The 12,583-nt window shown below is 46.8% G+C and carries 12 protein-coding genes; 5 read left to right on the top strand and 7 right to left on the bottom strand.

Annotation, left to right across the window (positions count from 1 at the left end):
- Window positions 1–66: 66 nt before the first annotated feature.
- The 6 genes from ABW391_RS05480 to ABW391_RS05505 all read right to left on the bottom strand — a co-directional run bounded on the left by ABW391_RS05480 (window position 67) and on the right by ABW391_RS05505 (window position 6,054).
- Window positions 67–843, bottom strand: coding sequence for a hypothetical protein (locus ABW391_RS05480; RefSeq protein ID WP_353480830.1), 777 nt, complete (start codon window positions 841–843; stop codon window positions 67–69).
- Between the two features lie 12 nt (window positions 844–855).
- Window positions 856–1,623, bottom strand: a complete 768-nt coding sequence (locus ABW391_RS05485) for an amidohydrolase (RefSeq protein ID WP_353480831.1) — start codon at window positions 1,621–1,623, stop codon at window positions 856–858.
- A gap of 229 nt (window positions 1,624–1,852) precedes the next feature.
- The gene (locus ABW391_RS05490) at window positions 1,853–2,947 is read right to left on the bottom strand and encodes a bile acid:sodium symporter family protein (protein WP_353480832.1); all 1,095 of its coding nucleotides are present in this window, start codon (window positions 2,945–2,947) and stop codon (window positions 1,853–1,855) included.
- Between the two features lie 66 nt (window positions 2,948–3,013).
- The gene (locus ABW391_RS05495; protein WP_353480833.1) at window positions 3,014–4,483 is read right to left on the bottom strand and encodes a mandelate racemase/muconate lactonizing enzyme family protein; all 1,470 of its coding nucleotides are present in this window, start codon (window positions 4,481–4,483) and stop codon (window positions 3,014–3,016) included.
- A 32-nt stretch (window positions 4,484–4,515) separates the two neighbouring features.
- Entirely contained in the window at window positions 4,516–5,448 is a 933-nt protein-coding gene (locus ABW391_RS05500; protein WP_353480834.1) for an RraA family protein, read from the bottom strand.
- Between the two features lie 168 nt (window positions 5,449–5,616).
- Window positions 5,617–6,054, bottom strand: coding sequence for a YybH family protein (locus ABW391_RS05505; RefSeq protein ID WP_353480835.1), 438 nt, complete (start codon window positions 6,052–6,054; stop codon window positions 5,617–5,619).
- 63 nt (window positions 6,055–6,117) lie between these two features.
- Here ABW391_RS05505 and ABW391_RS05510 point away from each other — a divergent pair, with 63 nt between their 5' ends.
- The gene (locus ABW391_RS05510; RefSeq protein WP_353480836.1) at window positions 6,118–6,741 is read left to right on the top strand and encodes a hypothetical protein; all 624 of its coding nucleotides are present in this window, start codon (window positions 6,118–6,120) and stop codon (window positions 6,739–6,741) included.
- Between the two features lie 6 nt (window positions 6,742–6,747).
- On the opposite strand, the gene kynU is transcribed toward ABW391_RS05510, so the two are convergent.
- Window positions 6,748–8,046: a kynureninase gene (gene kynU / locus ABW391_RS05515; RefSeq protein ID WP_353480837.1), complete on the bottom strand. Its 1,299-nt coding sequence runs from the start codon at window positions 8,044–8,046 to the stop codon at window positions 6,748–6,750.
- Between the two features lie 189 nt (window positions 8,047–8,235).
- On the opposite strand from kynU, the gene ABW391_RS05520 reads away from it, so the two are divergent.
- From ABW391_RS05520 to ABW391_RS05535, 4 genes are all read left to right on the top strand, one after another.
- Window positions 8,236–9,780 (top strand): right-handed parallel beta-helix repeat-containing protein, encoded by a 1,545-nt coding sequence (locus ABW391_RS05520; RefSeq protein WP_353480838.1) that lies wholly within the window; start codon window positions 8,236–8,238, stop codon window positions 9,778–9,780.
- 263 nt (window positions 9,781–10,043) lie between these two features.
- Window positions 10,044–10,499: a hypothetical protein gene (locus ABW391_RS05525; RefSeq protein WP_353480839.1), complete on the top strand. Its 456-nt coding sequence runs from the start codon at window positions 10,044–10,046 to the stop codon at window positions 10,497–10,499.
- 166 nt (window positions 10,500–10,665) lie between these two features.
- Window positions 10,666–11,952, top strand: a complete 1,287-nt coding sequence (locus tag ABW391_RS05530) for an O-acetylhomoserine aminocarboxypropyltransferase/cysteine synthase family protein (protein ID WP_353480840.1) — start codon at window positions 10,666–10,668, stop codon at window positions 11,950–11,952.
- Between the two features lie 153 nt (window positions 11,953–12,105).
- Window positions 12,106–12,579: a hypothetical protein gene (locus ABW391_RS05535; protein WP_353480841.1), complete on the top strand. Its 474-nt coding sequence runs from the start codon at window positions 12,106–12,108 to the stop codon at window positions 12,577–12,579.
- Window positions 12,580–12,583: the final 4 nt, after the last annotated feature.

Here is a 12,583-nt window from a genome sequence, read left to right on the forward strand (position 1 = left end):
TTAATTTACAAATTTAATGCGATTGACAAACACTTGCAATACTGTAAAAAATGATGTTTGAATAAGTTACCCGGCAGTTTCCGGCCCGGCCATATCCAAAATCATAATTTTTTGCCAAATCTTGTTGGACAAGCCCTGGGTCAAAGACTCCACGTCGTTTACTGCGCCGAGTACCACGGGATCGTCCAAGTATTGCACGTGTAAAGCGGCCAGTTTGCTGGTCAAGGAGAGCATTTCGGAGCAGTATTCGAGGTAGCGGGTGAGTTGGTAAGGGGTCATCGAGCGTGCCGGAGAAGACTCGGTAGGTTTGAAGTTGGTGCCAGCCAGAATCACAGCTGGGTCTTTGGTCAATTGGTGCATGTCCACCACGTGCGCCAAACTGCGCAGGGCATGTAGTGAACGCAGCGCCAAACGGCGCTTGAAGCGCATCTCGGAATTGCCCAGAAAAAAGATAGCGATCGACAAAAAGATGACTTCATTGATGGCGGATTCCAGTCCTTGCAAAAAATCGCTCCAGCCATTGCTTTGGTGCGAAAAAATATCAATACTGCGGATGCCCATCACCACCACTACCAAGATCAGCGTTACGATAGAAAGTCCGGTCAAAATCCGCAATCCCCAAATAGGTTGCCGCAACCGCTTGTAGATTTTGAAGCCGTATTCGCCCAATTCGGTCAAATCCAGGCATACCTTGCCAAGACCCGCCTCCGGAAAGCGTTCGGATATGCGGTGCTGCAATTTGCGCAAGGTAGTCATCAACATCTCCGGGCGCAACTCGCTGTACTTGCCTTTGGGTAAGCGCATACTCCATTCATTGCCCAAAATCCAATCCATCCAGTGCATCAAATCAGCGCTTTATTGGGTAAAGTAAAATTGGTCACCATCCTGCAAGAAAGCAAATTTTTGACGAAACTGATTCTGATCTTCCTTCGAAAGTTGAGCTGTATACACGTCTTCGGTATGCGACACGCGGTACAGCACCTCCCCTGCATAATCGTGCAGCACCGTATCTCCTGAATATTGAATGCCCTTCCCGTCTGTACCCACGCAATTGACGCCAATGGTGTAAGCCTGATTTTCGATGGCGCGCGCAGTCAGCAATTGCTGCCAGGCGTAGCTGCGGATTTCTGGAAAATTGGCCACATACAACAGTAAATCGTATTGCTGGGTATTTCTGCTCCACACTGGAAAGCGCAAATCGTAACAAATTAATGGCAAAATACGCCAACCCTTCCATTCAACTACCAGGTGTTGTTGGCCAGGCGTGTAGTGGTTGTGCTCACCAGCCAGGGTGAAGAGATGCTTTTTGTCGTAGGTATGGTGTTTTCCATCTGGTTGCATCCAAACCAGGCGATTGTAATAATGGCCATTTTCCTGGGCAATAAAACTCCCGGTAATGGCGGCTTGCCTGTTCTTGGCTTGTTCTGTCAGCCACTGCATAGTTGGTCCGTCCATCGGCTCCGCCAGGGTCTCGGGGCTCATGCTGAACCCCGTGCTGAACATTTCTGGCAATACTATCAGGTCAGTTTGTTCCTGGATCCCAGCAATTTTTTCACTGAAATAGTCACGATTGACCTGCGGGTTTTCCCAGGTCAATCGCGCTTGAATAAGTGTAACGAACATTTGCTTTTGCTTTAAAGCAAATGTAATCTATTTGATACTCTTTCCAATATCCAATAACCAATATCCAATGTCCAATATCCAACGCGGGGCGAGAATTGTAGGTTTATCCAAATTGAATCCCGCGTAGGATCACTTGACATTGCGCTTCGCTCAATTGCGGAGTGCTTGTACGCGGGGTACAGAAGCTGAGTTCCGAAAACATCAACCCGCGTTGGATATTGGACATTGATTATTGATTATTGGATATTGAATCCGCTTTCCCTCTTCCCCACCAACTTGCCAGCACCGACCCTGTGATGTTCATAATCGGGCCAAACAGTGCAGCGGCTAGTCCTACAGTAGCCAATTTGCCCATTTGATTGGCGAGGCCAGAAGCCAGGCCTCCGTTTTGCAAACCTACCTCGATGGCAACCGTGCGGCAATCCTGCTCTTTCATTCCGAACAAGCGAGCTGCGCCATACCCCAGGATGTAGCCCCCCAGGTTGTGCATTAGTACTGCTACAATCAGTAAGCCCCCTACATTGAGCAATGAGGCTTGGCCTGCTGCCGTGATGATGGTGATGATTACGGCAATACCTGCCATTGAAATAAATGGCAGGTAGTCTTTGAGCATATCGGCTACTTTTTTCAAGTATCGGTTGATTACGAACCCAATAGTCAAAGGAATAATGATGATTTTAGTGATGTCCCAAACCATGCTCCAAAAGGCAATTTCAATGAATTGACCTGCCAACAGTTTCATCAACAATGGCGTCATCACCGGAGCTAATAAGGTGGCGCAGGTTGTAATGGTGATGGACAAAGCCACATTGGCCTTGGCAATCAACGCCATGACATTGGAAGCCAGACCGCTGGGAGAGCAGCCGATCAAGATTACCCCGGCGGCAATTTCGGGCGGAAAATGAAACAAATTGGCGATCGCAAACCCAAGGGTAGGCATGATGGCAAACTGACAACACAGACCGATGATCACTGCCTTTGGCGTTTTGATAATGCCGATAAAATCATCAAAAGTCATGGTGGTACCCATGCCAAACATGATCACTTGTAACAAAGGCAAAATTAATTTAGACAGTTTGTAATCTCCCACTTGGATAAAATACTGTGGATAAAACATTGCTGCACTCACGCCCATAAAAATTACCATGGTGTAGGCATAACCCTTAAGAGCAGCAAAACCTTTCATGCCCCATGCCAACAGCAACAATCCCAATACCAATGCTGGCCCAGTGAGGCTAGGCACATGGGCTAAAAAAGCAACAATGGCCACCAATAGAGCCGCAAGCCCTGCGTACAACAAATACCGAGAAAAAGCAGTAGACATAAGTAGTAAATTAAATGCGGGTTGATTCCTTGAAAATCAACCCGCAAACTTTATGATCTTAAATATTTAACTCCAAAGGCGATCCCAGGAACGGATGGTGTCCCACTCCGGGGTTGGTCTGAAGTACGCTGGTTCTTCAGGATCGAGGTGTTTGCGCACTTCTTCCTCGTTGAGTTCCACTCCAAGCCCTGGGCGCTCTGGCACGTTGGCAAAACCCTTTTCGATGATGGGAACATCTGTCTTTTTGACCAAATTTTCCCAATATGGCAAGTCGACGGAGTGGTGTTCCAAAGCTACAAAGTTTTGGGTAGCTGCCGCACAGTGTACATTGGCCATAAAGGAAATGGGCGTTCCCGCAAAGTGCATGGCCATGGGGATGCCTCGTTCTTCTGCGTAATCACCAATTCGCTTGGTTTCCAACAAGCCGCCTGAACTTGCGAGGTCAGGGTGAATCAAATCTACTGCCCGATTGTCGATCAGCTTGATGAATTCCTCTTTGAGGTAAATGTCTTCGCCTGTTAAGGTTGGGGTTTCGATAGCATGAGAGATTTCTTTCCAATCTTCGGTGTATTTCCAGGGAATGAGGTCTTCAAGCCATGCCAGACGGTATTTTTCAACGGCTCGCCCCAGGCGGATGGCGTTGTTTTTATCGAAATGCCCGTAGTGGTCAGAAGCCAGAGGCACTTCATACCCCACTGCAGCGCGCACTTTTCCGACATAATCTGCCATGATTTCTAGCCCTTTATCGGTGATTTGAATTTGAGTAAAAGGGTGCTCCGTGCCGCCATAGGTCATTTGGGTGTTTTCCCACTGTTTGCTCACATCCCAGAAATTGCTGTTGGCCAGGGTTCCAGGAATTTTGTGCAAAGACTCGATACCAAAGTCCATTTTCAGGAAGGTGTAGCCTTTGTTTTCCACCCGATCCTTCATTTTTGCTGCAAAAGCTGCTGGATCATCCAGGCGAGGCGTGTCGGCATATAGGCGAACTTTACTGCGGTATTTTCCGCCCAGCAATTGGTAAGCAGGTACGTTGTACGCTTTTCCAGCCAAATCCCACAATGCCATTTCAACGCCGCATACCCCACCGGCCTGCCGACCATGGAAACCAAACTGCTTGATTTTTTTGAAAATCATTTCCACATTGCAGGGATTCATGCCCAAAATGCGGCTTTTGAGAAACATGGCATAGCGCCAGTTGCCCCCATCGCGCACTTCGCCCAAACCATAAATGCCTTGATTTGTATCAATCCGAATGATGGGCCAACGCCAACCTTCACTTTTTACGACAATGAAGCGGACATCGGTGATTTTGAGATCACTGGGAGCTGAAGCGCGATTCACTTTAGAAGTTGAATGCTCGATGGTTTGGGTAATGGGTGCGTTGATGAATGCGCCCAGTGCCAAACCCGTCATGCCCACATTTCTGATGAAATCGCGGCGGTTGGGACCAGATTGCTGGTCTTGTTGCGCATCAACAGTTGGCGTAGGATCTGACAGGCCAAATTTTTGAAGATAACGCTGTGATGGTGTACTCATGTTTTTGGTTTGTTTATAAGTTAATATGGGTGTTACCAAGTCCGATCTTTCATATAGGCATCGAGTTCCGCACGGGTCATCGGGAGCTTGTCTTTCTGGGTATCCAGCCAACTCAGGAAATCTTTTTTGATGTCGTCGCTCCATTGGCGGTCAATTTGGCCTGGCGTGTATTTGTTCTCACGCAGTCTTTGGTGGCCGAAGGCATCGCGGAGGGCTACAAATTCAGAGTTGAGTACCAGATCCTCCAAAAAATGCGGTGGGATGAATACAATGCCTCCTTTTTTGGCCAGTACCACATCGCCGGGCAGTACCGTTGCGCGTCCAATGCGGATGGGGTTGTTGATGGAAGCCAGCATCATTTGCTGGATGTAGGAGGGGTCGGAACCTTTGATCCAGGCATTAAATCCTTCAATGGCTTCCAGACCTTCGATGTCGCGCACCGAACCGTAGAAGATAACGCCATTTTTGGATTTGGCATAAATGGCATTGCCGAGGTTGTCGCCAATCAGGGTGCCATCTACAATTTTTCCATAACTGTCGGCCACATAAACATCGCCCGTTTTCAAGACATCAATCGGCCAGGAGTTGCTGGCACCGATGCGGCCTTCTTTTTCGCCGGTGGCTTTGATGATTTTGTCCCACTCGGGGCGCAAGGGCATGTATTGTGCGGTAACTGCCCGTCCAACCATCACTTGCTCAGTGCGCAGCATCGCCCAATCGCCTTCGTACTGGTTTTGGTAGCCTTTGTTGCGCAGGTAGCCCCAGGCTTCTTCGATGGAGACTTTTTTAAGGCGTTCGATGAATTTGTCGCTGGTTTTGGGGCGACCATCGGGAAGACGTTCTCCTTTCCACTCGGGGGTAAGGGCAATAATCTGTTCTTTGGTAGGCGTAACATGTTGGGCTTGTACTGTTACAATCGGAAGAAAGACCAGTGCAAGCAAGACCAGTTTGGTAAATTTAAGCATGTGGACTAAGCATTTTAAAGTTGAAACCTGAAATTCGAACTCACTTTTACAAATGTCGCTTTTTCAGAACAAATTTACGTTCATTTATGCTTAGTGGAGAATTTTGTACTTTTTTTAGAAATGAAGCTTTGTGTTTATTGGGAGAAATCGATGAATCTTAGATGACATTTAAGGCCTCGCGCTGGTATGATCCGCCGTAATCACCCACTTACCCTTTATTTTTTTCCAGATCAGCACGAAATACCCTCCTGGTGCGTCATTTTTGCGCTTTAAGTCCCAGGTGCCGACCAGAAAGACCGATTTTTTGCTCAGTTTTTCCATGCTGACAATGCCAAAGGTGAGCTGCCCCATGGCATCTCGATCGGGGTAACGCCGTTTGTAGTTGTCCAGGGTTTGTTGCCAACCTTTGGTGACGCCTGTAGCGCCGATGAATTGAAGGTTTTCAGATTTCCAATACACCTCCATAAAGGCTGGGATATCGCCACGGTTCCAGTCGTCTTGCTGTTTCAAGATCGATGCGCGAATGGTTACAAAATCGGCATCTTCCTGAGCACTAAGACTTGAACCAACCAGAAGGAGAACAAGATAGGAGAGAAAAAATTTCATACTCGATAAGTTTTATACCTAAAGATAATGGTTTATATTGGGGGACAAAACAGATTGAAATAAATGGGAATAGATACACAACAAATACCTGAACAGCTGGTGTATGAAGAATTTGGAGGAAGCAAATACTTTCGACGGGGTTATCGGCAGGTATTATTGGGGTTAAAAACGGAAGAAGAAATTATGGGCAGTAGCATTTATCAGTCGCTTATTGTTCAGGCTATTGTGTTTTATTTGAAAACGATTTTACCCAAAAAAAAGTACTGGGTTCCAACCAATGAAGCCGGTTTACACCTTCAACCAAAGGAAAACATGGCCAATGACATTGTCATTGTTGAAAAAGACAAACTGCTCAATCCTCAGTCGGAACAATACAGTGATGTTCCTCCTAAATTCATTATCGAAGTTGACATTAAAATTGATCCGGTAGATTTCAATACCGAACCTCCTACCGATGTAAGCATGTCATACATTGTAGAAAAATCGAGTAAATTGCTCGATTTTGGAGTTGAAGGCGTTGCCTGGATTTTGACCCGCAGTAAGCAAATCATTTTGGCGCGTTCACAACGCAACCTGGAGATTTACCATTGGAACGAAAATGTTCCTCTGTTTGAAGGATATAACTTTTGCCTGCAGGATATTCTAGAAGAAGAAGGCATTCTACCGGCAGCAAGTGAGGACCTTTAGTTCTTTTCACGAATCAAAATTCTTCAGCAACTCCACCAATTTCCATACATCCTCAAAGGAATTGTACATCGGCGCTGGAGCAAAACGGATGACACCAGCTTTCCCCCCTTTTTCTCCTGGTAAGTTGTTTTCCCGCCAATCGCAGATTACCCCATTTTGGGCAATGTAATCAAATAATTGCTTCCCTTCCGGCCCCGTCAAGAGGGACAATTGAGCCCCCCGTTGGGCAGGATCACGCGGGGTGATGATTTCAAAGCGGTTTTTTTCAGCGTTGATCAAATCGATCAAATATTCCAGATAAGCGGTTAATTTTTCGCTTTTGGCCCGCAGGGCAGGCATGGTTGCTTCCATAAACAAGTCGTGGCTGGCCTTCATAGGTGCGAAGGCAAATATCGGTGCATTGCTCAATTGCCAGCCCGCTGCTCCGGGAATCGGGTCAAAGCCTTTTTCCATCAAAAAACGCCGTTCTTCATTGTGTCCCCACCAACCCGCAAAGCGTGGAATCTGAGGATTGTGGCCGTGTTTGGTGTGTACAAAGGTGCCACTGAGGGCCCCCGGGCCAGAGTTGATGTATTTGTAGGTGCACCATACGGCAAAATCGACTTCCCAATCGTGCAAATTCAGCAGGACATTGCCCGCAGCATGTGCCAGGTCGAAACCCACGTAAGCGCCCACTCGGTGTCCAGCCTCGGTGATGGCAGGCATATCATAAACCTGCCCGGTGAAGTAGTTCAATCCTGCAAACAAGACCAAGGCAGTTTGCTCTCCATGCTGCGCGATGGCGGCAAGGATGTCTTCGGTGTGCAGCAATGCCTCTCCTGGCCGGGGAGCAACTTCCACTATCGCTTCTGCTGGATCAAAACCGTGCCAACGCACTTGACTCTCCACGGCATACTGATCTGAAGGGAAAGCCCCCGCCTCCATGATGATTTTGAAACGCTGGGTAGTGGGTCGGTAAAAACTCACCATCATCAAGTGCAAATTGACGCTGAGGGTATTCATGATGATGACTTCGTCTTCCTGAGCGCCGACGATATGTGCCGAAGCCGGAGCAAGGGCCTTGTGGTACTGCGTCCAGGGCAGTTCGCCTTCAAAATGGCCTTCAACGCCCAGTTCACTCCAACGATGGAGTTCTTCCTCTAGAAAAACACGCGCTTTTTTGGGTTGAAGCCCCAAGGAATTTCCGCAAAAATACAGGCCGTTTTGACCCTGATGCTGAGGGAAAAGATACTGTTCCCGGAAGTGACGCAGGGGGTCTTGAGCGTCCATTTGCTGGGCGAAATCGAACGTAGGCTGAAAAGTCATTGATTGTGGTTTAAACTTGCAATTATACTGCAAGCAAACATAAGGAATCTCGCAAAGTTGAAATTGACCAGTAAAGAATAAAATGGTCATAGGAAAAAATAAAATTTGAAGCTGTGTTGAAAAATCCCCATCCAGTTTCCTTGTATATTGTGGTAGTTTAGCCAAACAATTTTTCAATCAATTTTTGACATGAAAAACCCATTCCTCTCATTGCTGTTGCTGCTTCCGTTTTGCCTGCTGGGCCAACAAACCTACTACTGTAGCCCCCAAGGCAATGACCAAAACGACGGTAAAACGGAACAAACTGCGTTTCAAACCCTTGCCCGCTGTCGGGCGCTAGAACTCAATCCCGGAGATAAACTCCTGTTGGAAGGTGGGCAAAGTTTTGAAGGCTACTTGAAATTCACCAATGAAGATGAAGGGACTCCTGAACAATCAGTAACGCTGGGCAGTTATGGGAAAGGTCGAGCCACGATTGTAAGTCCAGATTCAACTGCGGTACTGATCTGGAATGCGGGAGGTTTTGTGGTGCAGGATTTGATCCTGGATGGCAAAAACCGGGTCAAAAATCAAGGCTACGGTTTGTGTTTTTACAATGACCTGCCCAAATCCGACAAGCGAAAATTCATTCGCATTCAGCGTGTTTTGGCCAAGTCTTTTCACCAGGATGGCATTTATGTAGGCGGTCAGGCCATCGACAAATCGCAAAGTGGCTATGAAGACATCCGCATCGAACATTGCGAAGTAAGCGACAACCAATACCACGGCATCTATGTAACGGGCTATTGGGATCATCTCGCCACCGAATATGCCAACCGAAATCTCTACGTAGGGTATTGCATCGCCAATAACAATACGGGCGACCCCGCGTACTACGAAAACCACAGTGGCAGCGGCATGGAAATTGACAATGTAGAAGATGCTTTGGTGGAATATTGCGAAGCATACCGAAATGGGTTTCTGTGCAATTCCAAGGCAGGTGGCCCATGTGGGATCTGGTTTCACTCTACCAATCGGGGCATTATTCAATTTTGTTCGTCCATCTCCAATCGCTCGGGTACGGGACTGGATGGCGCAGGGTTTGACCTGGACGGTGGCACGACCAATTGCATCATTCAGTATTGCTATGCCCGCGACAACGACGGAGCTGGCATCCTGGTCTGGAATTACAACTATGCCCCTCATCGCCTAGGCGACAACATCTTGCGGTACAATGTGCTCGAAAACAATAGCCGCTTCAATTTTTATGCAGATATTTTCATTGGGTCAGATGGAACCGTGGTGGAGAATTTGGCCGTTTACAACAATACTATTTTCACCAGTGCACAGCCGTTGGCTACTCCCGCTTGTATCCATGTTGGGAAAGGCACCAAAAACATCGAGGTGTACAACAATTTGCTGATCACCAATGGCAATATTCCGGTATTTGATTTTCAGGCAGGTCACGGTGCAATTTTACACAACAATGTGGAATGGCCAATCAATCACCCCAATCCTCCAGCGGTACAAGTGGGCAATCGCCGACTGAACCCAACCCTAAATGCCTTCAACACTGGAGAATTTCCGGCTATAGGCTCCAAAGGTGTATTGCTCAAAGGTTATCGTCCGCTGCCCAATTCGCCGCTGAATACGTCAGGAATTCCGCGCATGGAGAAAGGAAAACCTTTGGCCATCCGGGATTTTCTGGGCAATTCTTCTCCTCCCAGATCAGTTGGCGCCATCAATCAACGTTAAAACCGACCACGTTAAAACATAAAACTGCCTATTCACGTTATTGACATGATTCATAATTTTTTTGCATATTTGTGTCCTGAAAATTTTGCTACTGAGGCCCTACAAAAACAGTTTAGTAACGCAGAAAAATTAACTTCCCGATTTTGGGTTTTGAATAGGAAGTCGAACGGTTCATTTCAAGTGAGCTTCCTATTCAAAAGCCGCTAAAAAAATCGGGAAGTAATTTTTTGCGTCATACTTAATGAGCGCTCAATATCCCTGACATGTCCGAAAATATTTGGGAATACCTTTCGGTACTTCTCGCAAGTTCATTCAAATTTCTTTTTGGCCCACTGCAAGGTAAGGCTTACGGTTTGCCGTGGCTGCTGACCGCCGGATTAACGGCAAGCGGAATGATGCTCAGCGTGGTGACTTTTACTTATTTTGGTCAATACCTCAAAAATAAATTCTTCAAAACCAAGCGCGTATTCACCCCTCAAAATCGCCGTAAGGTGACCTTATGGCGCAAGTATGGCATCATTGGAGTAGCTTTATTTACTCCACTGCTTCTCACTCCGATTGGTGGAACTTTATTAGCCAACGCCTTTGGAGAAAAGAAAGAAAAAATATTTTTGTGGATGTCCATTTTTGCCACTATTTGGGGAATTCTTGTAACTTTAATGGTGTATCAAGCTGGAGACTTGCTGCAAGGATTGTTTCATATGCCCAGGATACCTTAAACGGGTAGACAAACAAACAGAATATACTCACTTTTATTTACTTTCGTTCGCTTCCTGATTATTAAACTTGTCATAGTTTTGATAAAATAAGCAACCTACCTGTACAACCAATGCAGGCCAGGGTTATTTTGGCGTACATTTTTCACCTTAATAAAACCTTCTATACATGAAATTTGAGACTTTGCAATTGCACGCTGGTCAAGAGGTAGACCCTACTACCCGTTCACGTGCAGTACCCATCTATCAGACCACTGCTTACACTTTTAAAGATTCTGAACATGGTGCCAATCTCTTTGGCTTAAGAGAATTTGGAAACATCTACACCCGGATCATGAACCCAACTTCGGATGTATTCGAAAAGCGGGTAGCTGCTCTGGAAGGCGGTGCAATGGGCTTGGCGGTAGCATCTGGGCATGCCGCACAATTCATCGCCCTAAACAACATCATGCAGGTTGGTGATAATTTTGTCACTTCTTCCAACTTGTACGGAGGTTCTCACAACCAGTTCAAAGTATCTTTCAAACGCCTTGGAGTAGAAGCGCGTTTTGCAGCAGGAGAAAGCGTAGCCGATTACGAAAGCCTGATTGACGGCAATACCAAAGCCTTGTACTGCGAAACCATTGGTAACCCAAGCTACAACGTTCCCGATTTTGAAGGTTTGTCAGCTTTGGCCAAAAAACACGATCTGCCCTTGATCGTAGACAATACTTTTGGGGCTTGTGGTTTCTTGTGCCGCCCAATCGAATGGGGTGCCGCAGTGGTAGTCGAATCTGCTACCAAGTGGATCGGCGGTCATGGTACCAGCATTGGTGGAGTTATTGTAGATGCCGGAAACTACAACTGGGGCAATGGAAAATTCCCACAGTTTACCGAGCCTTCTGAAGGTTACCACGGATTGGTTTTCTGGGATGTTTTTGGCGACAAAGGCCCATTCGGAAATATCGCATTTGCCATCCGTTGCCGGGTAGAAGGCTTGCGCGATTGGGGCCCTTCAATTAGCCCCTTCAATTCCTTTCTGTTCTTGCAAGGTTTGGAAACGCTTTCTTTGCGCGTAGAACGCACTTGCCAAAATGCTCAGGCTGTGGCCGAATGGCTGGAAGCGCATCCAAAAGTAGAAAAGGTGTGGTATCCAGGATTGAAGAGCCACGATAGCCACGAACGGGCCAAAAAATACCTGCACAATGGCTTTGGAGGTGTACTGAGCTTCACCTTGAAAGGCAGTAAGGAAAACGCCACGCAATTTGTAAACAACCTGCAACTGACCAGCCACCTGGCCAACGTTGGTGATTCCAAAACGCTGATCATTCAGCCTTCTGCAACAACGCACTCGCAATTGGACGAAACCGAGCAACTGGCAGCAGGCGTATTGCCCAATTTGTTGCGCATTTCTCTCGGTATCGAGCACATTGATGATATCAAAGCGGATTTGGAATTGGGATTTGCGGCGATTTAAAAAATTGGTATATAATGATTTAAAAGCCTTTTGGTGATTTGTTTCACTGAAAGGCTTTCTATTGATGCGAAGGGAATTTTTTTTGAAAAGATGTTGTTTTGTTTTCAATTCCCTCGGAAAAATAAATTTATCTTTGTGTCATAAATCATCACCATGCTACGAACCTCAATTCTTTTACTAAGCCTTTTCCTGGTGCTTACCTCTACTTTAGCACAACAACCAGCCACTCCCTCCATCGAAATCATTGAACAAGCTGGTACAGGTATCCTGCGCATTGAAGCGGACGGCCAGGGCAAAAACCGACAATTGGCCGAAGATGATGTCCGCCAACGGGTATTAGAGCGCCTGATCTACGATGGGATTGCGCATCCCCAAATCACGGCGGTTCGCCTACCCATGATCCCAGACCGCTCCAAGCTTACAGCGGTACAACTAGAGGCACTCAAAGACGTTTTAAAGCCTGAAAATACCAAGCGGTATTATACCGAGGTGCTTTGGGTGGAACAACGGCCAACCCGCACCAGCGAAGGCACCAAACTCCAACTATTTAACGTAACGATCAATTACGACCTGTTCCGTCGCGAACTGGAAACCCGGGGTATCCTCCGGAAATTTGGTTACCGTTAATTCT

The sequence above is a fragment of the Haliscomenobacter sp. genome (genome assembly GCF_040403615.1).
Lineage (GTDB): Bacteria > Bacteroidota > Bacteroidia > Chitinophagales > Saprospiraceae > Haliscomenobacter.